The organism is Nocardioides sp. SR21 (assembly GCF_022761125.1).
GTDB lineage: Bacteria > Actinomycetota > Actinomycetes > Propionibacteriales > Nocardioidaceae > Nocardioides.
Genome location: NZ_JAKWJR010000011.1, coordinates 91,042 through 113,495, shown reverse-complemented (window position 1 = coordinate 113,495; position 22,454 = coordinate 91,042). Strand labels below are relative to the sequence as shown.

Sequence of the window (22,454 nt, the reverse complement as noted above, 5' to 3'; positions counted from 1 at the left end):
GCGACAACCTACCGAGCGGCCGACCTTAGATGAGGTTCAGGGTGATCGTGGAGCCCTTCGGCACCCGCTCGCCGCCGCCCGGGTCCTGGGAGAACACGAAGCCGAGGCCCAGGTAGCCCGGCGCCTCCTCGGTCACGACCTTGAAGCCGAGCGCCTGGAGGGTCGCGGTCGCGGCGTCGACGCCCTGCGCGCGCACCGATGGCACCTCGATCAGCTCGGGTCCCTGCGAGACGACGAACGAGACCTCGTCGCCGCTGTGCACCGTCGTGCCGCCCGGCGGGTCCATCGAGATGATCGAGCCGTCCGGGACGGTGTCGGAGTACTCCTGGTCCGCGACCTTGCCGGTCAGCCCTCGGTCGCCCAGCCACGCCATCGCGTCGTTGACCGGCTTGCCGACCCAGTCCTTGAGCTCGACCGGCTTCGGGCCCTTGCTGACGACCAGGTCGACGGCGGTGTCCGGCTTGAGCGTCGTACCCGCCTTGGGGTCGCTGCTGATGACCTGTCCCTCGGGGACTGTGTCGGACCAGGCGCCCGTGGTGGTGCCGAACGCGAGGTCGGTGTCGGCGAGGGCGTCCTGAGCCTCGTCCTCGGTCATGCCGCGGAGCTTGGGTACGTCGTAGCGCTCCTTGCCGAGCGAGAGCACGACCGTGACCGTGCCGCCGTCGACGACCTGGGCGCCCGGCTCCGGGTCGGTGCTGATCACGCGTCCGACCGGGACGGTCTCGGAGTAGGCCTTGTCGCCCCACTCGGCCTCGAGCCCGGCGTCGTCGAGCTCGGCCTCGGCGTCGGCCTTGCTCAGGCCGAGGACGCCCGGGGTGCTGGTGTAGCGGCCGTCGAGGAACCACCACGCGCCCACGCCGAGACCGGCGACGAGCAGCACCGCGAGGATCGTGGCGACCAGCCCGCGTCGGCGTCGCCGCGGCGGGCGCGGTGACCGAGACGACGGGGTCTTGCGAGGCGTCGGGACCGGCGGAGGCGGAGGCGTGGTCTGCAGGAACGTGGTCGGCTCCGACAGCTCCTCCGCGGGCACCTCCGTGGTGTCCTCGCGGAACTGCGTCATCAGCGGCGTCAGGTCGGAGGTCAGGTCCGGGTCGTCGACGACCCCCTCGCCGAGGGCCTGGCTCACCCGGTGCACCTGGTGGAGCAGCACGGCGGCGTCGGCCGGACGCTGGGTCCGGTCGCGCGCGGTGGCGCGGGCGACCAGCGCGTCGACGTACGGCGGGATCCCGGGCACCAGCCGCGACGGGGGCGGGACGTCCTCGTGGACGTGCTTGTAGGCGACCTGGATCGGCGACTCGCCCTCGTGCGGCTTCGTGCCGGTGAGGAGCTCGTAGAGCACGACGCCCGCGGCGTACACGTCGGCGCGCGCGTCGGCGCGGCCGTCGACGACCAGCTCGGGCGCGAGGTAGGAGACGGTGCCGATCAGCACGCCGCCGGTGGCGGTGTGCTGGGTCTCGGCGCTGATCGCGCGGGCCAGGCCGAAGTCGGCGACCTTGATGCGGCTCGCGCCCGAGTTCGGGTCCGTGGCGATCAGGACGTTCTCGGGCTTCACGTCGCGGTGGATCAGCGAGGCCCGGTGCGCGGCGGCGAGCGCGGAGAGCACCGGCTCGATCAGCGCCAGCGCCTTCGCCGGCGGCATCGGGGACTCCTTGCGGATCACGTCGCGCAGGGTGTGGCCGTCGACCAGCTCCATCGCGAGGAAGACCGCGTCGCCGTCGGTGCCCTGGTCGAACACCGCGACCACGTTGGGGTGGGAGAGCCGGGCCGCCGCGCGTGCCTCGCGCACGAACCGGGCCGCGAACTCGTCGTCGTCGCCCATGCCCGCGTGCATGACCTTGACCGCGACCGTGCGGTCGAGTCGCATGTCGGTGGCCTCGTACACACTGGCCATGCCGCCGCGCGCGATGCGGGACCCGATCCGGTAGCGACCGTCCAGGAGCCGGCCGACCATGGGGTCGCTCGCGCCGTCGGCGCCCACCTGGGCGTGCCCGTCCGACTGTCGACCTGGCTGCACTGCGACCCTCCTGCGAACCGGATGGGGAAGGATCCGGAGCCTCAATCGTACGGACGACCGGAGCAGGTACGGCGCTGAGGCGCTCTCGGCGTGGCGCGGACCACGTGTGGGGCGGTGGGAGAATGTCCCCATGAACGAACCCAGACTCGCCGACGCCGACCTCGCCACCCTGGTCCCGGAGTGGATCGACTGGGCCGAGGCCGCCCGTCAGCTCGGCGTGACGGTCGGCAAGGTGCGCACGATGATCCGCGAGCACGAGCTCGCCGCCGCCGTCCCGTCACCGGGTGCCGGGCAGCAGGTCCCCGCGCTGTTCATCCAGGACGGGCTCGTGGTCAAGGGCCTGCCCGGCCTGCTCACGATCCTGCACGACGGCCGCTACGACGACCGCGAGTGCATCGCCTGGCTCTACACCGACGACGAGACCCTCCCCGGCCGCCCGATCGACGCGCTGCGGGAGAACCGGGGCAGCGAGACCAAGCGCCGCGCCCAGGCGATGTCGCTGTAGCCGGGTCGTCCGCCTCTGGGTTGCTGGAGACCCGCCTGAGGCGGACGACTCACACCACGCGCTGGGTCGCCGCCGACGCGAGCTCACGCAGGACCTCGCGGGCCGCGTCGTCGAGGTCGGCCTTGTCGAGCGCTGTGACCGCGTGGTCGCCGAGCGAGCCGATGACCTCCTCGACCTGCGCGTGGGCGCCGGAGGCGTCGATGATCTCCCGGAGCACGGCGACCTGGTCCTCGGAGAGGTCGGTGCCGAGCGAGCGGTCGAGGAGGGCCGCGTCGGCGGGGGAGGCGGTGTCGAGGGCGAGGGCGACCAGCACGGTGCGCTTGCCCTCGATGAGGTCGTCGCCGGCGGGCTTGCCGGTGGTGGCGGGGTCGCCGAACACGCCGAGCAGGTCGTCGCGGAGCTGGAACGCCTCCCCGAGCGGGAGCCCGAACGACGACAGCTGCGCCATCGTCTCGGGGGAGGCGCCGGCGAGCGCGGCGCCGATGTGCAGCGGCCGCTCGATGGAGTACTTCGCGGACTTGTAGCGCAGCACGGTCATCGCGGTCTCGACGTCGGCGCGGCCGCGGGCCTGGACCGAGACGTCGAGGAACTGCCCCGCGATCACCTCGGAGCGGCAGCGGTCGAAGACCTCGAGCGCCGGCGCCACCTCGGCGAACGGCAGCCCGCAGCGGCGCAGCAGCTCGTCGGACCAGCTGAGCAGCAGGTCGCCGAGCAGGATCGCCGCGGCGGCGCCGTACTGCTCCGGGTCGCCGCGCCAGCCGGCCTCGCCGTGCTCCGCCTCGAAGAGCCGGTGCGTGGCCGGACGGCCGCGGCGCGTGTCGGAGGCGTCCATGTAGTCGTCGTGGACCAGCGCGCTCGCGTGCAGCAGCTCGAGCGACGCGCACGCGCGCACCAGCGCGGTCTCGTCGGCGGGAGCGGGGCGTACGGCCCGGTGGCCCCAATAGCAGAACGCGGCGCGGAACCGCTTCCCACCGGACACCGACGTCCGCGCCTCGCGCACCAGGCGGGAGGCGTCGCCGCCGAGCGGGGCCAGCGTCGCCGCCTGCTCGTCGATGAACGCGTCGAGCGCGGACTGGATGCCGGCCCGGAATCCAGCGCTGTCCCATCCGGTCACGGCGTCGAGACTAGTGGTTGCCACTCGGCCACTGGACACCTCCCGGCCGCGGCCGGGCCCGAACCTAGACTGTGGCGCATGGGGAACGAGAGCGCGCGGCGGATCGGGGACCTCGTCCGTCAGGGCGAGCGGTCCTTCTCGTTCGAGTTCTTCCCGCCGAAGGACGAGGCGGGCGAGGAGCAGCTGTTCCAGGCGATCCGTGACCTGGAGCCGTACCGCCCGACGTTCGTCTCCGTGACGTACGGCGCCGGCGGCTCGACCCGCGACACGACGGTCCGCGTCACCAGCCGGATCGCCGCCGAGACCTCGCTGACCGCGATGGCGCACCTGACCTGTGTCGGCCACACCCGCGAGGAGCTCGAGGGCATCCTCGACGCGTACGGCGCCGCCGGGATCGGCAACGTGATGGTGCTGCGCGGCGACCCGGCGGAGGGCCCGCGCGCGGACTGGACGCCGACCGACGGCGGGCTCACCCACGCCGTCGAGCTCGTCGAGCTGGCGCGCGGCCGGGGCGACTTCAGCGTCGGCGTCGCGGCGTTCCCCGAGGGGCACCCGTCGGCGGAGTCGCTCGACCACGACGCCGACGTCCTGGTCGCCAAGGCCCGCGCGGGAGCGGAGTTCGCGGTCACCCAGATGTTCTTCCGGGCCGCGGACTACTTCGCGCTGGTCGAGCGGGTGCGTGCTCGCGGCGTCGACCTGCCGATCCTGCCGGGCATCATGCCGATCCTGAACCTCGCGAACATCCGCCGCCAGGGCGAGCTGATCGGCACCGACGTGCCGGCCGAGGTCGTGGCGCGGATCTCCGCCCACGACGGCGACCCGGTCGCGATGCGCGCGGCCGGCATCGAGCTCGCCGCGGAGCTCTGCGAGGAGCTGCTGGCCGGCGGCGCGCCGGGCCTGCACTTCTACACGCTGAACCGCTCCAAGGCGACGCGCGAGATCTTCGCCGCGCTGAACATGTCGGTCTAACCCGCCGGACCCACCTCCGCGGCGACCAGCGCCGCGGAGAGGCCGACGAACGGCAGTCCCGCGCCGGGCGTCGCGTGCGCTCCGGCGGCGTACACGCCGGCGACGGGGGTGCGCGGGCCGAGCCGCTGCCGCACGGTGCCACGGCCCTGCCACAGCACGCCCATCGGCGAGCTGCCCCAGTGCTCGACCTGCGTGCGCGGGCTGCGGTCGACGCGCGCCTCGACCTGCGCGCGGACGTCGATCTTGTGCCGCGCCAGCGCCCGCAGGATGTCCTCCGACAGCTTGCCGCGCCCGTGGATCGTCAGCGCGTTGCCCTGCCGGCGCACCACCAGCATCGGGTCGCCGTGCAGCACCAGCTCGTGGGGGAGGTCGGGCGCCTCGCCGGACAGGCCGACGTGCACGACGACCGGAGGGATCGCCGGCATCGTCCTGCGCACGTACGACGCGAGCGCGGGCAGCCCGCGCGGGTCGACCGCGCACACCACGACGTCGGCCGCGAGCTCTCCGTCCGTCGTCGCGACCGCGGCGACCCGGCCCGACCGCACGACCAGGTCGGTGACGGTGGTGCCGGTCAGCACCTCGACCTTGCGGGTCGCGAGACGCGCGGCGAGCACCGAGCCGAGCTGTGCCAGCCCACCCTCGACCGTCCACGCCCCGAACCGCTGCTCGACGTACGACCTGGTCCCGAGCCACGCCGGCACGTTGCGCAGGTCGTGCCCCTCGGCGACGAACGGGTGCCCGGCCACCAGCCGCAGCCGCTCGTCCTTGAACGTCTTCCTCAGCCGCTTGAACAGCGTCTCCCGGCTGTCGAGCAGCGCCGGCGCGTCGGACGGGTCCCAGGGGTTCTCGAGGTACCCGCGGCGCAGCACCTCCCAGTCGTCGGCGTACGACGCGACGTGGTCGACCCACTGCCTCCCGAGCCCGGCGCCGAGCTCGTCGAACGCCGCGAGCTGGGCCGCGCGCCCGTGCGGCAGTCGCAGCGACGTGCCGTCCTCGAACCGGTGCTCGCGCAGCAGGTCGAGCGGCACCAGGTCGATCTCGCGCTCCAGCGGCCGGCCGGACTTGCGGAACAGGTCGCGGACCACCGCCGGCAGCAACGTGTACGACGGTCCCGCGTCCCACGTGTAGCCGTCCTCGCTCACGGCCGACAGCGCGCCGCCGAGGGTGTCGGTGCGCTCGACGAGGGTGACCTCGTGGCCGAGCTTGGCCAGCCGGACGGCGGCGGCCAGGCCCCCGAACCCACCACCGATGACGACGACGCTGCCCATCTGTGACTCCGCTCTAGGCCTCGGCGTCGATGACGCGCTCGAGCGCCGCCGCGTCGCGGCCGACCACGGTGGTGCCGTCGTCCGCGGCGATGATCGGCCGCTGGATCGCGCGCGGGTTCTCCGACAGCGCGCGCAGCCAGTCGGCGCGGTGCGCCGCGTCCTTCGGCAGGTCGATGCCCGCGTCCTTGGTCTCCTTCGGCCGTGCGATGTCCCACGGCTCCAGCTCCAGCCGGCCGAGGACGTCCTCGAGCTCCGCGGGAGTCGGCGGGTCGTCGAGGTAGCGGCGCACCGTGTAGGACACGCCCGCGGCGTGCATCGCCGCCACCGCCGTCCGGCACTTCGAGCAGGCCGGGTTCAGCCAGATCTCCACTACTCGACCTCGATCTCGGGCGCGCCGGTCATCCGCGCGAGCTCGTCGTACGTCGTAGAGAACACCGCGGCCGGGTGTCCGGCGGCCGCCCAGACGACGTCGTAGCGGCGCAGCCAGGTGTCGAGGTACGTCGGCACCGGGCCGGGGTGGCCGATCGGGGACACGCCGCCGATCACCTGGCCGGTGTGCTCGCGCACGAACTCCGGCTTGGCGCGCTTGAGGTTCGTCACACCGAGGTCGGCGGCGAGCTTGGCGGTGTCGACGCGGTGGGCGCCCGACGTCAGAATGAGCACCGGCGAGCCGTCGGCGTCGAACACGAGACTGTTGGCGATCGCCCCGACCTCGCACCCCAGCGCTTCCGCGGCGAGTGCCGCGGTGTGCACGGAGTCGGGCAGGATCACGACCTGACCGGTTCCGCCGCGGCTCTGGTGGTCGTCTCGAAACCGGGTGATCGACGGATGCTCGGCAGTCATAGTGCGAGACCCTATGGTCTCCGGACAGGGAGAGGAGCGCGGATGAGCCCGCAGCGACCGACGACGGCGACGGCGTCGATCTGGCTGACCATCGCAGCGCTGGTGCTCAGCGGCATCTCGGCGGTGCTGACCATCGCGTACCGCGACGAGCTGCTGGCGGCCTGGCGCGCCGGGCGCGACGACTCCAGCGCCATCGAGCAGCCGTCGTTCGTGCCGGTGACCCTGGTGATGTACGTCGTGGTCGCGCTGCTCATGTGGGTCCTGCTGATGTTCTTCCGCGAGGGCCACACCTGGGCGCGTCGCGCGATCGTCGCGCTGTTCGTGCTGATCGGCGTCGGGATCGTGGCCGTGCTCCGCACCGAGCCGCCGACGCTGTTCTTCGTGCTCTGCGGGCTGACCCTGGTCGTGGTCGTCGCCGCCGTCGGCTGCCTGCTGCACAAGGACACCCGCGCGTGGTGCCGCGAGGAGATCCGGGCCTGATCCAGTCTTGACGGCCTGTCGGTCGCGGGGTGTACCTTGGGATCGTTCGAACAGATGTTCGAACGATCCCCGGCGGGGGCGACCTCGACCCTCGCCTCCGCCGGGGCTTCCCGCACCGTGACGGAGAGGTCCCGCATGAACCCGTACGCCCTTCCCGCCACCACCCACTCCTACCTCGCGCGCGCCGCCGAGTCGCTCAGCGAGGCGATCGCCGCGACCGAGGTGCCCACCCGCTACGCCTGCGCCCACGTCGCGGCGCTCCGGGCCGCCGCCGCGCTGCTCGCCGCCCGCGCCCGGCCGGAGTCCGCCCGGCGCCGCTCCCAGCGCAACGCCTGGGTGCTGCTCGCCGAGGTCGCCCCCGAGATGGAGGAGTGGGCGCGCTTCTTCGCCGCCGGTGCGAGCAAGAGGGCCGCGGCCGAGGCCGGCTCGACCCGCGCGGTCAGCGAGCGCGAGGCCGACGACCTGGTCCGCGACGCGGACCGGTTCCTCGCCGTCGTCGAGCGGGCGCTCGGCCTGGTCCCGCACACCTCGCACCAGGAGCGGATCCCCGTCGTTCGTGCTGGCTAGGCTGGCCGCCATGGAGCGACCCAGCGAACGACGCAGCGCGGCGCGGACCTCGGTGGTCTGGCAGGCCCTGCGCCCCGCCCTCGACGGCGCCGGCGACGTGCTCGACATCGGCGGCGGGACCGGGGGCTTCGCGGTCCGGGTCGCCGAGCTCGGCCACCCGGTGACCGTGGTCGACCCGAGCCCGGACGCCCTCGCCGCCCTCGCCCGTCGCGCCCGCGAGTCCGGCGTGATGGTCGCCGGGCAGCAGGGCGACCTGTCCACGCTGCTCGACGTCTCGGGGCCCGACAGCGCCGACGTGGTGCTCTGCCACGGCGTCCTCGAGGTCGTCGACGACCCCGCCGCGGCCCTGGCCACTATCCGCGCGGTGCTGCGACCGGGCGGGACGCTGAGCCTGCTGGTCGCCCAGCGGCACGCCGCCGTCGTGGCGCGCGCCATGGCGGGACACTTCGCCCAGGCGCGGGCGCTGCTCGACGACCCCGCCGCCGGCGGTGGCCGGTCCGGGCACCGGTTCACCGACGTCGAGGTCTCCGACCTGCTCACGTCCGCCGGCTTCGAGGTGACCAGCGTGCACGGCGTCCGCATCTTCGCCGACCTCGTCCCCGGCTCGCTGCTGGACCTCGAGCCCGGTGCGACCGCGGCCCTGGTCGAGCTCGAGGAGACGGTGTCGGAGCGGCCGGAGTTCCGCCCGCTGGCCACCCAGTTGCACGTGCTGGCCCGCTGACCGCACCCGGCCCGGGAAGAGTCCGGTCACGAATTTCCCGATCCCGCCTACCGTGAGGCCGAGTCGCTGCCTAGACTGGCAGCAGCCGGACGACGACACTTCCGGCGTTGACCTTGTTGGGGAGGAACGGTGCCACTCTCGGAAGAGGAGCTCCGACTGCTCGAGCAGATGGAGCGAGCCCTCGTCGAGGAAGACCCGAAGCTCGCCTCGACGCTGCGCGGTACCGCGTTCCGGCGCGCCGCTCGTCGTCGCGCGATCGTCGCGGGTGCTTGCTTCGTGCTCGGTGTCGTCGTGCTGATGACCGGAGCGGTCGCCAGCATCACCGCGGTCGGCGTCATCGGATTCGTGATCATGCTGGCCTCGGCCACCATCGCGCTCACCGCGATGCGTGGACCGCACGGCCCGGCCGCCGCTGACCCCCGGTCCTCGGCGCACCCCAGCCACGGCGGGTTCACCGTCATCGACGGCGGCCGCACCGGCCGGACCCGCCGCCCGCGCCGTACCTCCTCCCACGGCTCCTTCATGGACCGCATGGAGGACCGCTGGCGCCGTCGCCGCGAAGAGGGCGGCTTCTAGCTGATCGAACGAAAGACCCGCTCGAGATCCTCGGGCGGGTCTTTCGTGCGACCGGACCTCAGCGAGTCGGCTGGCGCGTCCTCGCTCAGTTCATCTGGTCGACCACGCCGCCGTACCGCGCCTCGACGGTGGTCGGCGCGACCCGGGCGGTGCGGCGGCCGAGCGCGACCACGGACCGCGGCCACCAGCTCGCGCGCCGGCGGGCCGAGCGCGGGGCGCCGCCGGTGAGGCTGGCGATGCACGTGTCCGCGTCGGCGCGGAGCGCGGTCCGCTCCTCGCTGCCCGGGCGGGAGTAGCGCAGCCGCTCGAGCGCGCCGACGATCCGGCCGAGCGCGGCGACGCCCTCGGGGGCGATCTCGGCGCCGTGCGGCGGTCGGTCGGGCGTGGTCGAGCTGATCGGCAGGCCGAGGTGGTCGACCAGGGCGTCGCGGGTCGCGCGCGGCGACCGCCCTGCCGGCCACGGCACGCCGAGGTCCACGGTGGTGTCGCGCAGCTCCGCCCAGACCTGCTCCGGGTCGCCGTCGGCCAGCCGGCGCTCACGGCGCCGGGTCCGGACGAGCCGGGGGAGCAGCAGCAGGAACGTCACGGCGGCGATCGCCGCCACGACGCCCAGCGCGGGCAGCCAGAACGTCTCGGTGATCGACTCGTCACCGGTGGAGGTGCCGGCGGTGGTGTCCTGGCTCTCGGTCGGGCGGTTGGTCGGGACGGCCGCGCCGGAGGAGCTCTGCGACGCGGACGGCGTCGCCTCGGGCTCCTGCACCGCACCCGGCTGGGTGTACGACGGGACGTCCGCCGCCCGGCCGGCCGGGGTCGGCTCGAAGCGGACCCAGCCCGCGCCGTCGAAGTACAGCTCCGGCCAGGCGTGCAGGTCGTTGCTGCTGTAGACCCAGGTGTTCTGGCCGGCGGGCGTGGGGTTGAGGAAGCCGACCGCGACCCGCGCCGGGATGCCGAGGAGGCGGGCCATCACCGCCATCGAGGAGGCGAACTGCTCGCAGTAGCCGGTGCGTCCGCCCGGCCCGTCGCTGAGGAACGTGACCAGGGCGTCGTACCCACTGCCCTCGGCGCTGGCGAGGGAGTACTCGAAGCCGCCGTCCTCGCGGAACCACTCCTGCAGCGCCACTGCCTTGTCGAACTGGGACTTCTCGTCGGCGGTCACCTCGACGGCGAGCTCGCGCACGATCGGCGGGACGTCGTCGGGGACCTCGACGAAGAGGTCGTCGACCTTGCCGGCCGCGGGGCCGGCGTCCTCGAGGCGGTCGGCGGTGATCTCGAGCTCGAGGCCGCTCGTCGTGTACTGCAGGCCCGACGTGGTCAGGTCGTCCGGCACGGCCAGGAAGTCCATCGTCTTGGAGTCGTAGCGCCAGTCGCCCTCGGCCTGGACCCGGCTCGCGGGCGCCGGGGTCGGCAGCCACAGCGAGTCGAAGTCCGGCAGCACCGTGACGTCGTACGGCCGCTCGACCCGGCTCACCTCGGCGCCCACGCCCTCGGGCGGCGGCAGCAGGCCGATGGCGCCGTGGTCGCTCGGGACGTCGCGGTCGCCGGGGCTCCACTCCACGTCGCTGAAGCGGGTCAGCGCCAGGATCCGGAAGTACGACGGTGCCTGGTCGGTCGTGGTGATCCGGATCAGCGGGGTGTCGTCGCCGGACTTGAAGTCCCGGACCAGGTCGGTCGTGGGGTTCTCGATCTTGATCTCGTCGCCGCCGCCGTTGCCGGGGCCGAAGTCGACCACGTGCAGCCCGAGCGTCGGGATCAGCGCCGGCACGAGCACGGCCAGCGCGGTCGCCACGCCGCCGACGGTGCCGGCGGTGCCCCGGACCACGTGGGCGCCGGCACCGAACGCGATCGGGTCGCCGGTCTCGCGATCCACGCCGAGCGGCCGGCCCCAGCGGCTGACCTGGTCGCTCTCCTGGAGGAACAGCATGGTCAGGAAGCCGCCGGCCGTGGCCGCGAACACCCACCAGGTGATGCTCGCGTCGACCATGCTCACCGGGATGCTGTAGATCGTCAGCAGCGGCAGGCCCGCGAGCGGCACCCTGCGCAGGGTGCACGCGAGCAGGTCGACCATCAGCAGGCAGACCAGGCCGCAGAGGATCAGGACGGGGTCGATCGGCGGCGCCTCGTCGGGCACCGGGGCGGCGTAGCCCTGGGCGGAGTCGAGGGCCTGGGTGATCGCGGAGTGCAGCTCGGTCCAGCCCGCACCGACCGGCAGCGGTGAGCCGGTGATCAGCAGGCAGGCCACCATCCCGGAGCCGGCGGCCTGCGCCGCGAGCACGGCGAGCGCCGGCCAGCGCCACCAGCGAGCGGCGACGCCGATGCCGGCCACGACGATGGCGAGCAGCAGCAGCGGGTTCAGGAATCCGCCCGGCGTCTCGGCGAAGCCGCGCCAGGAGTACATGGCGATCCAGGTGGTGCCGGCGGCGGTGCCGGCGAGCAGGGCGTGGGCGGCGAGGCTGCCGCGGCTGCGGCTCATGCCGTCACCTGCGGGGCCCGGACGCCGCGGGAGCTGTGGGCGCTGGTGTGGCCGAGCTCCTGCCAGACCTGGTCGAGACGGTCGCGCGGGCCGAGGGGAGCGGTGCGCCAGCCCTGCTGGCCGAGCAGCTGCGTCGCGCCGAGCCCGCCCGTGGCACCGGTCCACGCGGGGACGTCGAGGGCGATCGCGAGGGCCGAGGCGGCCTGGTGCTGCATCCGGCGCAGCACCGGGAGGTCGGTCGGAGCGACCGCCCCGAAGACCGCCACGGTCAGACCGCCGTGGGTGCCCTCGGTGAGCCAGCCGGTGTCCAGCTGGCGCTGCTCGGTGGCCTGCACGACCGCGAGCGCCTCGAGGAGCGGCCCGGTGTTGAGGTCGGCGCTGCGCACGTGCCACGAGCTGGACGGGTCCTCGCCGGTGGCCGTCACGAGGCGTACGGCGAAGCCGCGGTGGCTGAGGTGGACGGCGACGGACGCCGCGGCGGAGACCGCGGACTCCAGCGAGGATGCGATGCCCTGGCCGCGGTGCGAGCTCGCCCGGTTGTCGAGGAAGAGCGTCGCGCGCGACTGCCAGGGCTGCTCCTCGCGGCGGACCATCAGCTCGCCCATGCGCGCCGAGCTGCGCCAGTGCACGCGGCGCAGGTCGTCGCCCTGCCGGTACTCGCGGACGGTGACGTCCTCGGCGCTGCCGCTGGCGAACGCGCGCGGCCGGTTGTCGCCGGACCCGGTCCAGGCCCCGCCGAGCGGGATCTGGGGGAGCGCGACGGTGCGCGGGGTGACCGTGAGCGGCACGGTGGTGCGGAAGGTCCGTCCGAGCTCGACCAGCCCGAACGGGTCGGTCACCCGCACCGACATCGGCCCGATCTCGAAGTGGCCGCGCACGTCGGAGCGCACCTGGTAGCTCACGGTCTCGCGCCAGCCCGAGCCGATGCCCTCGACCACGAACCGCGGCCGGGTGCCCAGCACGTAGGGCACGTGGTCCTCGAGCAGCAGCACGCCGTTGGGCGTACGACCCTCGTTGCTCAGCGCCAGCGTCACGCGCGCCGGCTGCCCGGCGGCGACCAGCTGCGGGGTGACCGTGCGCACCAGCGCGAGCCGGTAGCGGTTGCGGCCGACGATCCAGGCGGTCAGCAGCGGCAGCGCCACGATCAGCACGCCCACCCGGGTCAGCTCGGTCTGGTCGAGCACGATCGCGCAGACGATCGCGGTGATGCCGGCCGCCAGGAACGCCCGTCCGCGAACGGTGAGCCCGGCGAGTGCCTCCCTCACGACCTGCCCCCGGTCAGCGGGTGGCGCCGTCGGGCACCGGGACGGTGCCGAGGACGGCGTCGAGGATCGAGGACGTCGAGCGACCGCTCATCGCGGCCTCGACGCTCGGGAGGAGTCGGTGCGCGAGCACCGAGCGGGCCAGCCGGAGCACGTCGTCAGGGAGCACGTAGTCGCGTCCGTCGAGCGCCGCCACCGCCTTGGCCGCCCGCACCAGGTGCAGCGTCGCGCGGGGTGAGGCGCCGAGCGTGAGGTCCTCGGTGCGCCGGGTCGCCCCGGTGATGGCGACGGCGTACCGCTGCACGGCGGGGGAGACGTAGACCTGGCCGACGATGCCGATCAGCTTGCGGATCTCGGCGGCGTCGGTCACCGGCTCGAGGTCGTCGAGCGGGTTGTGCCCGGTGTGCGAGTCGAGCATCGCGATCTCGGCGGCCTCGACCGGGTAGCCGACCGACACGCGTGCCATGAAGCGGTCGCGCTGAGCCTCGGGGAGCGCGTAGGTGCCCTCCATCTCGATCGGGTTCTGGGTCGCGATGACCATGAACGGCGCCTCGAGCTGGTACGTCGTGTTGTCGACGGTGACCTGGCGCTCCTCCATGCACTCGAGCAGCGCGGACTGGGTCTTGGGCGAGGCGCGGTTGATCTCGTCGCCGACCACGATGTTGGCGAAGACGCCGCCGGGCCGGAACTCGAACTCGCGGGTGTTCTGGTTGAACACCGAGACCCCGGTGACGTCCGAGGGCAGCAGGTCCGGGGTGAACTGGATGCGGCGCACCGTGCTGTCGATGCTGCGCGCCAGCGACTTGCTGAGCATGGTCTTGCCGACCCCGGGGACGTCCTCGATCAGGAGGTGGCCCTCGGCGAGCAGCACCACGATCGCGGAGTTCACCACGTCGGGCTTGCCCTCGATGACCCGCTCGATGTTCTCGCGCACCCGGCCGGCCACCCGCGCCAGCGTCTGGAGGTCGGCGCCCCCCGCTTCAGTTCCCACCGTCAGTCCCTTCCCCTGCGTGACCCACGCCACGCTCGCGTCCAACCGTAGTCGTCGGAGAAACCTACGTCCCAGAGCCGACCCCGGATCGGACTCCCCGGGTCACGGTTTGGTTGCGACCCCGGCCCCACCATCTCCTCCACCTGCTCCTCCACCACGCCCCACCACGCGCCCCACCGGCCCTCCACCGGCCCTCCACCGGCGCGCCCCGACGCGCTGACCTGCGCAAACGCGTGGCGTTCCGGCGCGCCCACGCGCCGGCGTACGGCGAAAGAGCGCGTAATCGGTCGCCGCAACACGCGTGAAGTGGTTGACGGTGGTGCAAAGTGGCGTAAAGTGGAGCGCAGTGGAGGAAGAGGGTCCTGCAAGTCGGGTCCGATTCAGTGGGCAGGGTGAGCGGAGGTGTCCCGATGTTCATGGGCACCTACACCCCCAAGCTCGATGAGAAGGGCCGCCTGTTCCTCCCGGCGAAGTTCAGGGACCGACTCTCAGAGGGGCTCGTGGTGACGCAAGGTCAGGAGAACTGCCTGGTCGTGTGGCCCACGGACGTCTTCATGGAGGAGGCCCGGCGCGCCCAGTCCACGCCGATGACGGTGCGGGGGGCGCGTGACTACGCCCGCGTGCTCTTCGCCGGCGCCGACGAGGGCTCGCTCGACAAGCAGGGCCGGATCGGCATCCCGGCCCCGCTGCGTGAGTACGCCGCGCTGGAGCGCGACGTGGTCGTGATCGGCGTCATGGACCGGATCGAGATCTGGGACCCGGCGCGTTGGCAGGAGTACTCGGCCGGCGCCCAGGCGAAGTTCGCCGAGCTCGACGAGCAACCAGCAGCACCGAACTGACAACTGCACAGATCCGCAGGACGAGGCTCTTGCCCGCTCCCGTAGCCCATCTGGGGCACCTTCCCCGGTTCCAGATGGCACTTCCCCCAGGGAGCGGGCGGGGACCTGGTCGGGCGGCTCTGCTTCCCCCTTTCGGCAGTAGCACGACATCGAGGGTCGAGACCATGAGCAGCATTCCGGCAGCGCCGCCTACCCAGGTGGAGGCCGCGTCCCCTGAGGGGGCCGCCCCCCGCGTGCGCCACCAGGCCCGCGACGCGGCGACGCTGATGGTGTTCTCCGCCGCGACCTCGCTCGGGGTCGCCACCTGCTTCCTGCTCCTCGCAGTGCTGGCGCGGCAGGCCTGACATGCCCGGCCCCTCCCACGTCCCGGTCCTCCTGGACCGGGTCGTCGCCCTCCTGACGCCTGCGCTCGAGCCCGACGGAGCCGTGCTCGTCGACTGCACGCTCGGCCTCGGCGGCCACAGCGAGGCCGTCCTCGAGCGGGTCGGCACCGCGCGCGTGGTCGGCATCGACCGCGACCCGCAGGCGCTGGCGATGGCGCGGAAGCGGCTGGCGCCGTACGGCGACCGCTTCACCGGCGTGCACGCGGTGTACGACGAGCTCCCGGAGGTGCTGGAGTCCCTCGGCCTGGCGTCGGTCGGCGCGGTGCTGTTCGACCTCGGCGTCTCCTCGATGCAGCTCGACGTCCGCGAGCGCGGCTTCGCCTACGCCGAGGACGCCCCGCTCGACATGCGGATGGACGGCAGCACCGGGCAGACCGCAGCCGACGTGCTCAACACCTACGACGCCCGCGAGCTGACCCGGGTGCTGCGCGACTTCGGCGAGGAGAAGTTCGCCCGCAAGATCGCCACCGCGATCGTCCGCGAGCGCGAGAGCGAGCCGTTCACCCGGTCCGGCCGGCTGGTCGAGCTGCTGTACGCCGAGATCCCGGCGCCGGCGCGGCGTACCGGCGGCCACCCGGCGAAGCGCACGTTCCAGGCGCTGCGGATGGAGGTCAACGACGAGCTCGCCGTGCTGCGCCGGGCGATCCCGGCCGCGATCGACGCGATCGGCGTCGGCGGCCGCGTGGTGGTCGAGTCGTACCACTCGCTCGAGGACCGGCTGGTCAAGCAGGCGTTCGTCGCCGCGACCCGCCTCGACGTGCCCGATGACATGCCGTTCGTGCCGGAGGGGCACGAGCCGGCGCTCCGCCTCGTGACCCGCGGCGCGGAGAAGGCAAGTCCCGACGAGATCTCGGAGAACCCGCGCGCGGCCTCGGTCCGGCTGCGTGCGGTGGAACGCGTGAGGGAGGCAGCAGCGTGAGTAGTCCGGCTCCGCAGAGGTGGAACAGGGTCCCGAGGATCGCCGAGGTGGCGGTCGAGCGGGCCCGACTGACCGTCGTCCCGCGCCGGCGTACCCGCGCCGCCCGAATGCCGTTCGTCGCGCTGGTGTCGCTGGTGCTCGTCGGCGGCGTCGTCGGGCTGCTGCTCTTCAACACCTCCATGCAGCAGGCGTCGTTCGCGGCGACCGCGCTGGAGGGCCAGTCGACGACGCTCGCGGCGCGTGAGCAGATGCTCGAGATGGAGCTCGACGAGCTGCGCGACCCGCAGCGGATCGCCGGTGCGGCGCAGAGGCTCGGCATGGTGCAGGCCTGCGCCCCGGCGTTCATCAAGCTCGGCAGCAACGAGGTCGTCGGCCAGCCGTGCGCCGCTGTCGCGAGCGCGTTCCCGATCTGGCCCGCCGAGCCCAAGCTGCCGGCGGACCTGAACCCGCCGCCGAACGTGGTCGAGGTGACGGCCGATCCCGTCGTCGAGTCCGGCGTTTCGGACGACACGGCCGACGGAGCCACCGGGAACCGCGCCCGAGACGGTAAGAAGAACCAACAGCAACACCAGTCCCAGAACTCCCAGCGCTAGAACCGGAGAGCCCGTTGCGCCAGACCCGCCCTCCCCGCGGCTCCCGCCGAGGGACCCCGCAGGTGCGCCTGCGCATGGGGTTCGTGGTGATCGCGATGGTGCTCTCGGTGTTCGGCGCGCGACTGGTGCAGCTGCAGGGCGTCGACCCCAACTCGTACGCCGCGATGGCGGCCGCGGAGGGCCTGGTCGAGGTCGACCTGCCGGCCGAGCGCGGCGACATCCTGGACCGCAACGGCAAGGCGCTCGCCGACTCCGTCGACGGGCTGATGATCGTCGCGGACCCGCTGATGACGGCGGAGAAGGCCCCGGAGATCGCGCGCTTCCTCTACCGCGAGCTCGACGTCGACTACGCGGCCACGCTGAACCGCCTCCGGGAGGAGGGCAGCCGGTACGAGTACATCGCCCGCCGGGTCCCGGCCACCCAGGCGAACGCGGTGATCGCGGCCGCCGAGAAGCTCAAGTTCAAGGGCCTCTACACACAGCACGACCCGCTGCGGGACTACCCGGTCGGCGACGTCGCGGCCAACCTCGTGGGCTTCCTCGGCACCGACGAGCCGCTCGCGGGCCTGGAGCGCACGTTCGACGACCAGCTGTCCGGGACCGACGGCTCGGCGCGCTACGAGGTCGGCGCCGGCAAGAAGATCCCGCTCGGTGAGAACACCGTGACGGATCCAGTGGACGGGCAGGACCTGCAGACCACGATCGACCTCGACCTCCAGTGGTACACCCAGCGGGTGCTGCGCCAGACCGTTCAGCAGTGGGGCGCCGACTCCGGGTTGGCCGTCGTGATGGACTCGCAGACCGGCGAGCTCCTCGCCCTGGCCGACCACCCCACGTTCGACGCGAACCACCCGACGGAGTCGCCCAAGGCCGACCTCGGCTCTCGGGCCATGCAGGACGTCTACGAGCCTGGCTCGGTCGAGAAGGTGCTCACGCTCAGCTCGCTGATCGACCTCGGCCTGGTGACGCCGCGCACCCAGATCGTCGTGCCCCCGTCGCTGCAGCGCGAGGACAGCCCGATCGGCGACTGGTTCGACCACGGCACGATCCGCCTCACGCTGGCCGGGGTCCTGGCGAAGTCCTCCAACATCGGCACCGTGCTCGCGGCCGACCACTTCAAGTCCGGCCAGCTGCACGAGTACCTCACCCGCTTCGGCCTCGGCCAGCGCACCGCCATCGGCGTCCGCGGCGAGACCGAGGGCCTGCTGCCCGCGGCCGGCGTGTGGACGCACCAGCAGCAGGACCGCATCGCGTTCGGCCAGTCGCTGTCGGTCAACGGCGTGCAGATGGCGGCGGCGATCAACACGATCGCGAACGGCGGCGTGCGGGTCTCGCCGAGCCTGATCATGGGCTCGGTCACGACCGACGAGGGCGACGTGGTCGGCACCGACACCACGACCGAGCGGCGCGTGATCAGCGAGGACGCGGCGCGGCAGACCGCGCTGATGATGGAGCGGGTCGTCGACGAGAAGGTCGGCGTCGCGCCGGGCGCTGCGGTGCCGGGCTACCGGGTCGCCGGCAAGACCGGCACGGCGCAGGCGGTCGGCGCGGACTGCGCCTGCTACGACGGCACCTTCGACGTCTCGTTCGCGGGGTTCGCGCCCGCCGACGACCCGCGGTTCACGGTGTACGTCGTGGTGAAGAACCCGGACACCGGCGGTGGTGGCTCGGTCGCCGGCCCGGCGTTCTCGAAGATCATGAGCTACACGCTCAAGCGCTACGCGGTCCCGCCGACCGGCACCCGCCCGTCGCGGCTCCCGGTCGAGTGGTGACGCGCCACCGGCGGTAGGTTCGCGTGGTGAGCGACTCGACCCGACCGAAGGACCCACCGCGGACCGCGCTCGCGGCTCTCGCGGCCTGGCTCGGCGTCGACCTGGCCGACGGCCCCGCCGTCGAGGTGACCGGCATCTCGCTGTCCTCGCAGCGGATCCGTCCGGGTGACCTGTACGCCGCGCTCCCGGGCGCCCGCGCGCACGGCATCGACTTCGCCGCCACGGCCGTCGAGGCGGGCGCGGTCGCGATCCTCACCGACCCGGCGGGCGCCGGGCGGGCTCCGGCCGGCGTACCCCTGCTGGTGGTGGAACACCCCCGATCGGTGCTCGGCCGCCTCGCGGCTCGCGTGTACGGCGACCCGGCGACCTCGATGCGGATGATCGGCGTGACCGGCACGCAGGGGAAGACGACGACCACCCGGCTGGCCGAGGCCGGGCTGGAGCGGGCGGGGGTGCGCGCGGCCGTCATCGGCACGGTCGGCACCCGCGTGGGTGGCGAGGACGTGAAGACCACGCTGACCACGCCGGAGGCGCCGGACCTGCACGGGTTGTTCGCGATGATGCGTGAGCGCGACGTCGAGGCGTGCGCGATGGAGGTCTCCAGCCACGCGCTGGTGATGGGTCGGGTCGACGGGGTCGTGTTCGACGTCGCGGTCTTCTTGAACCTCGGCCGCGACCACCTGGACTTCCACGCCGACGTCGAGGAGTACTACCAGGCGAAGGCCTCCCTGTTCACCCCGGAGCGCGCTCGCCTCGCCCTGGTGAACATCGACGACGAGCACGGCCGGCGGCTGGCCGCCGAGGCCACGATCCCGGTGCTGACGTTCGGCGTGGAGAGCCGCGACGCGGACTGGAGTGCCGCGGACGTCCGCCTGGACCGGGACGGCTCGTCGTTCGTCGCGCGGGGACCGGCCGGTCAGGCCATCCGGGCCGGCTGCCCGCTCCCGGGCGCGTTCAACGTCTACAACACGCTGGCCGCGATCGCCGCGTGCGTCGAGGCCGGCCTGGGCGAGGGGGTCGCCGAGGGCATCGCGGCCGCCGGGGGAGTGCCGGGGCGGATGGAGCGCGTGGACGCGGGCCAGGACTTCACGGTCGTCATCGACTACGCCCACAAGCCGGACGCCGTCGAGGCCGCGATGGTCGCGCTGCGACGGCTCACCGGCGGCCCGCTGATCGTCGTGCTCGGCGCCGGCGGGGACCGGGACCCGGGCAAGCGCCCGATCATGGCCGAGATCGCAGCGCGGCTCGGCGACCTGCTGATCGTCACCGACGACAACCCGCGCACCGAGGACCCGGCGGCGATCCGCGCTGCGATGCTCGCGGGCGTCGCGACCGGCGACGAGGTGCTCGAGATCGGCGATCGGGGAGAGGCGATCCGAGAGGCGATCCGCCGCGCGGTCCCCGAGGGGATCGTCCTGGTGGCCGGCAAGGGGCACGAGACCGGGCAGGAGATCGACGGTGTCGTCCACCCCTTCAACGACCGCGACGTCGTGCTCGCCGCCCTCGCCGAGAGGGCAAACCCGTGATCGGTGAGGCGATGCTCACGGCGAGGTGCTTAGGGGCTGCGGCCCGGGTGCGCGAGAATGCTGCGTCGATGTTGACGCCAGCGGAGGGAGACGGAAGCACGCCATGAGAGCCATCCTGTTCGGAGGTGGCCTGGCCCTGCTGGTCTCCCTGCTCGGAACCCGCATCGCGATCACCCAGTTCACGCGGCTGGGCTACGGCCAGGAGATCCGCGACGACGGACCGACGAGCCACCACACCAAGCGCGGCACCCCCACGATGGGCGGTGTGGTCATCATCCTGGCCACGCTGATCGGCTACTTCGGCGCGAACCTCATCACGCAGACCGAGCCGTCGAAGTCCGCGCTGCTGCTGCTGTTCCTCTTCGTCGGCATGGGTGCCGTGGGCTTCCTCGACGACTACATCAAGATCGTGAAGCAGCGCAGCCTCGGACTGCGCAGCAAGGCCAAGATGATCGGCCAGACCGTGATCGCGCTGATCTTCGGCGTGCTCGCGCTCTCGGACTGGGCCAAGGACGCGGACGGCGACACGCCGGCCTCGGAGAAGATCTCGTTCCTGCGCGAGATCGACTGGCTCGCGCTGCCGATGCTGCTGGCCGTGCTGCTGATCTGGTTCATCATCGTCGCGACCAGCAACGGCGTGAACCTCACCGACGGCCTCGACGGGCTCGCGACGGGCGCCTGCGTGATGGTGTTCGGCGCCTACATGCTCGTGAACATCTGGCAGAACAACCAGTCGTGCGGCGCCGAGGTCAACGACCTCTGCTACAACGTCCGAGATCCGCTCGACCTGGCGGTGATCGCGGCCGCGATCACCGGCGCCTGCTTCGGGTTCCTGTGGTGGAACGCCTCGCCGGCCGCGATCTTCATGGGCGACACGGGCTCGCTCTCGCTGGGCGCCGCCCTCGCCGGTCTCGCGATCCTCACCCGCACCGAGCTGCTGCTGATCATCCTCGGCGGGCTGTTCCTGGTGGAGACGCTCTCGGTGATGATGCAGGTCGGCTACTTCAAGCTCACCGGCGGCAAGCGGATCTTCCGGATGGCGCCGCTGCACCACCACTTCGAGATGCTCGGCTGGGAGCAGGTCACGATCGTGATCCGCTTCTGGATCATCACCGGACTGTGCGTGGCCGCCGGCCTCGGCATCTTCTACGCGGAATGGGTGGCACGGCTCTAGTGGATCCGAACAACCTCGGACGGCACGACTCCTGGGCCGGGGTCCGGGCCGTCGTCGCGGGCTTCGGCGTGTCCGGCTTCGCCGCCGCCGACAACCTCACCCACCTCGGCGCCGACGTCATCGCGCTCGACGAGTCCGACGCCGGCGACCGCGCCGAGAAGGCGGAGCTGCTGCGCGTCCTCGGCGCCGACGTACGCCTCGGCCCCGGCTCGACCGCGACGCTGCCCGACGACGTCGACCTCGTGGTCACCTCGCCGGGCTGGAAGCCGAGCTCGCCGCTGCTCGCCCAGGCGCGCGAGCGCGGCGTACCCGTGTGGGGCGAGGTCGAGCTGGCCTGGCGGCTGCGCGACCCGCACCACCACACCCCGTGGCTCTGCGTCACCGGCACGAACGGCAAGACGACCACCGTGCAGATGCTCGACTCGATCCTGCGCGCCGCCGGCCTGCGCAGCGTCGCGGTCGGCAACGTGGGGCTGCCGATCGTCGAGGCCGTGATGGACCCGGAGCCGTACGACGTGTTCGCGGTGGAGCTGTCGAGCTTCCAGCTGCACTACACGTACTCCATGAGCGCGGAGTCGGCCGCGGTGCTCAACGTCGCCGAGGACCACCTCGACTGGTACGACTCGATGGAGGAGTACGCCGCCGACAAGGGCCGCATCTACGAGCGCGTCGAGCGCGCCTGCGTCTACAACGTCGCCGACCCCGAGACCGAGCGGTTGGTGCGCGAGGCCGACGTCCAGGAGGGCGCCCGCGCGATCGGCTTCACGCTCGGCATGCCGTCGGTCGGCATGGTCGGCATGGTCGAGGAGATCCTGGCCGACCGGGCGTTCGTCGAGCAGCGCGACTCCAGCGCCGCCGAGCTGTGCACGCTGGAGGACCTCGCCTCGCCCGCGCCGCACTTCGTCGCGAACGCCCTGGCTGCGGCGGCCCTGGCGCGAGCGCACGGCGTCTCCCAGGCCGCCGTGCGCGATGGCCTGCGGGCGTTCCGCCCCGACGGCCACCGGATCGCGGTCGTGGGGGAGCGCGACGGTGTCACCTGGGTCGACGACTCCAAGGCCACCAACCCGCACGCCGCCCAGTCCTCGCTGCAGGCCTACGACCCGGTCGTCTGGGTCGCCGGCGGTCTGGCCAAGGGCGCCCGCTTCGACGACCTCGTGCAGGCGGTCCGGGGTCGCCTGCGGGGCGTCGTCCTCATCGGCCAGGACCGCGAGGTGATCGCCGCCGCGCTTTCGCGACACGCGCCGGATGTGCCGGTCATCGTCGTCGACGGCGACGAGACTGGTGCGCACGAACGTGGATCCGTCATGGAGCGCGTCGTGGGCGCCGCGGCCGACCTGGCCCGACCCGGCGACACGGTCCTGCTGGCTCCCGGGTGTGCCTCCATGGACATGTTCGCGAACTACGCCGAGCGCGGTGACGCGTTCGCCGACGCCGTACGACGCAGGCTGTAGCACCGACTGATCCGGGC

The 22,454-nt window shown here is 72.9% G+C and carries 22 protein-coding genes; 14 read left to right on the top strand and 8 right to left on the bottom strand.

The features are described 5' to 3' along the window. Positions 1–25 precede the first annotated feature (25 nt). Positions 26–2,014 (bottom strand): Stk1 family PASTA domain-containing Ser/Thr kinase, encoded by a 1,989-nt coding sequence (pknB, locus tag MJ604_RS19690; protein ID WP_243060297.1) that lies wholly within the window; start codon positions 2,012–2,014, stop codon positions 26–28. A 130-nt stretch (positions 2,015–2,144) separates the two neighbouring features. Between pknB and MJ604_RS19685 the strand changes: the two genes are divergently transcribed. Beyond that, on the top strand, positions 2,145–2,519 hold the full coding sequence (locus MJ604_RS19685) for an Rv2175c family DNA-binding protein (protein ID WP_243060296.1): 375 nt from the start codon (positions 2,145–2,147) through the stop codon (positions 2,517–2,519). 49 nt (positions 2,520–2,568) lie between these two features. Here MJ604_RS19685 and MJ604_RS19680 read toward each other — a convergent pair whose 3' ends face one another. Next, a complete protein-coding gene (locus MJ604_RS19680) occupies positions 2,569–3,633 on the bottom strand; it encodes a polyprenyl synthetase family protein (RefSeq protein ID WP_243060295.1) in 1,065 nt (354 codons plus the stop codon). Positions 3,634–3,711: 78 nt separating this feature from the next. On the opposite strand from MJ604_RS19680, the gene metF reads away from it, so the two are divergent. Beyond that, complete coding sequence (gene metF / locus MJ604_RS19675; RefSeq protein ID WP_243060294.1) at positions 3,712–4,602, top strand: methylenetetrahydrofolate reductase [NAD(P)H]; 891 nt, start codon at positions 3,712–3,714, stop codon at positions 4,600–4,602. Here the strand turns inward: metF and MJ604_RS19670 are convergent. From MJ604_RS19670 to MJ604_RS19660, 3 genes are read right to left on the bottom strand one after another with little or no spacing between them, the layout of a single operon-like run. Next, on the bottom strand, positions 4,599–5,870 hold the full coding sequence (locus MJ604_RS19670) for an NAD(P)/FAD-dependent oxidoreductase (RefSeq protein ID WP_243060293.1): 1,272 nt from the start codon (positions 5,868–5,870) through the stop codon (positions 4,599–4,601). The genes metF and MJ604_RS19670 overlap by 4 nt on opposite strands. 13 nt (positions 5,871–5,883) lie before the next feature. After that, the gene (locus MJ604_RS19665) at positions 5,884–6,240 is read right to left on the bottom strand and encodes an ArsC/Spx/MgsR family protein (protein WP_243060292.1); all 357 of its coding nucleotides are present in this window, start codon (positions 6,238–6,240) and stop codon (positions 5,884–5,886) included. Continuing rightward, a complete protein-coding gene (locus MJ604_RS19660) occupies positions 6,240–6,713 on the bottom strand; it encodes a YbaK/EbsC family protein (protein ID WP_243060291.1) in 474 nt (157 codons plus the stop codon). The genes MJ604_RS19665 and MJ604_RS19660 overlap by 1 nt, the downstream gene beginning before the upstream one ends. Positions 6,714–6,755: 42 nt before the next feature. Here MJ604_RS19660 and MJ604_RS19655 point away from each other — a divergent pair, with 42 nt between their 5' ends. The 4 genes from MJ604_RS19655 (at position 6,756) to MJ604_RS19640 (ending at position 9,057) form a co-directional block, all read left to right on the top strand. Beyond that, positions 6,756–7,193 (top strand): hypothetical protein, encoded by a 438-nt coding sequence (locus MJ604_RS19655; RefSeq protein ID WP_243060290.1) that lies wholly within the window; start codon positions 6,756–6,758, stop codon positions 7,191–7,193. Positions 7,194–7,328: 135 nt separating this feature from the next. Then, positions 7,329–7,760, top strand: a complete 432-nt coding sequence (locus MJ604_RS19650) for an SAV_6107 family HEPN domain-containing protein (RefSeq protein WP_243060289.1) — start codon at positions 7,329–7,331, stop codon at positions 7,758–7,760. 10 nt (positions 7,761–7,770) lie between these two features. Then, positions 7,771–8,481, top strand: coding sequence for a methyltransferase domain-containing protein (locus MJ604_RS19645; RefSeq protein WP_243060288.1), 711 nt, complete (start codon positions 7,771–7,773; stop codon positions 8,479–8,481). Between the two features lie 129 nt (positions 8,482–8,610). Further along, positions 8,611–9,057 carry a DUF3040 domain-containing protein gene (locus tag MJ604_RS19640; RefSeq protein WP_243060287.1) on the top strand — a complete coding sequence of 149 codons (447 nt, stop codon included), beginning with the start codon at positions 8,611–8,613 and terminating at the stop codon, positions 9,055–9,057. An 85-nt stretch (positions 9,058–9,142) separates the two neighbouring features. On the opposite strand, the gene MJ604_RS19635 is transcribed toward MJ604_RS19640, so the two are convergent. From MJ604_RS19635 to MJ604_RS19625, 3 genes are read right to left on the bottom strand one after another with little or no spacing between them, the layout of a single operon-like run. After that, positions 9,143–11,527 (bottom strand): DUF3488 and transglutaminase-like domain-containing protein, encoded by a 2,385-nt coding sequence (locus tag MJ604_RS19635; RefSeq protein ID WP_243060286.1) that lies wholly within the window; start codon positions 11,525–11,527, stop codon positions 9,143–9,145. Beyond that, complete coding sequence (locus tag MJ604_RS19630; protein WP_243060285.1) at positions 11,524–12,792, bottom strand: DUF58 domain-containing protein; 1,269 nt, start codon at positions 12,790–12,792, stop codon at positions 11,524–11,526. Before MJ604_RS19630 ends, MJ604_RS19635 begins: the two co-directional genes overlap by 4 nt. Positions 12,793–12,805: 13 nt before the next feature. Then, a complete protein-coding gene (locus MJ604_RS19625; protein ID WP_243060284.1) occupies positions 12,806–13,780 on the bottom strand; it encodes a MoxR family ATPase in 975 nt (324 codons plus the stop codon). A gap of 410 nt (positions 13,781–14,190) precedes the next feature. On the opposite strand from MJ604_RS19625, the gene mraZ reads away from it, so the two are divergent. The 8 genes from mraZ to murD all read left to right on the top strand — a co-directional run bounded on the left by mraZ (position 14,191) and on the right by murD (position 22,437). Then, on the top strand, positions 14,191–14,619 hold the full coding sequence (mraZ, locus tag MJ604_RS19620) for a division/cell wall cluster transcriptional repressor MraZ (protein WP_243060400.1): 429 nt from the start codon (positions 14,191–14,193) through the stop codon (positions 14,617–14,619). Positions 14,620–14,783: 164 nt separating this feature from the next. After that, positions 14,784–14,963 carry a hypothetical protein gene (locus MJ604_RS19615; protein ID WP_243060283.1) on the top strand — a complete coding sequence of 60 codons (180 nt, stop codon included), beginning with the start codon at positions 14,784–14,786 and terminating at the stop codon, positions 14,961–14,963. Between the two features lies 1 nt (position 14,964). Continuing rightward, a complete protein-coding gene (gene rsmH, locus MJ604_RS19610) occupies positions 14,965–15,921 on the top strand; it encodes a 16S rRNA (cytosine(1402)-N(4))-methyltransferase RsmH (protein WP_243060282.1) in 957 nt (318 codons plus the stop codon). A gap of 47 nt (positions 15,922–15,968) precedes the next feature. After that, positions 15,969–16,514 carry a hypothetical protein gene (locus MJ604_RS19605; RefSeq protein ID WP_243060281.1) on the top strand — a complete coding sequence of 182 codons (546 nt, stop codon included), beginning with the start codon at positions 15,969–15,971 and terminating at the stop codon, positions 16,512–16,514. A 62-nt stretch (positions 16,515–16,576) separates the two neighbouring features. After that, entirely contained in the window at positions 16,577–18,286 is a 1,710-nt protein-coding gene (locus MJ604_RS19600; RefSeq protein ID WP_243060280.1) for a penicillin-binding protein 2, read from the top strand. Between the two features lie 101 nt (positions 18,287–18,387). After that, positions 18,388–19,812, top strand: a complete 1,425-nt coding sequence (locus MJ604_RS19595; RefSeq protein ID WP_279236360.1) for a UDP-N-acetylmuramoyl-L-alanyl-D-glutamate--2,6-diaminopimelate ligase — start codon at positions 18,388–18,390, stop codon at positions 19,810–19,812. A 103-nt stretch (positions 19,813–19,915) separates the two neighbouring features. After that, positions 19,916–20,986, top strand: coding sequence for a phospho-N-acetylmuramoyl-pentapeptide-transferase (gene mraY, locus MJ604_RS19590; protein ID WP_243060278.1), 1,071 nt, complete (start codon positions 19,916–19,918; stop codon positions 20,984–20,986). Then, a complete protein-coding gene (murD, locus tag MJ604_RS19585; protein ID WP_374458360.1) occupies positions 20,986–22,437 on the top strand; it encodes a UDP-N-acetylmuramoyl-L-alanine--D-glutamate ligase in 1,452 nt (483 codons plus the stop codon). Before mraY ends, murD begins: the two co-directional genes overlap by 1 nt. Positions 22,438–22,454: the final 17 nt, after the last annotated feature.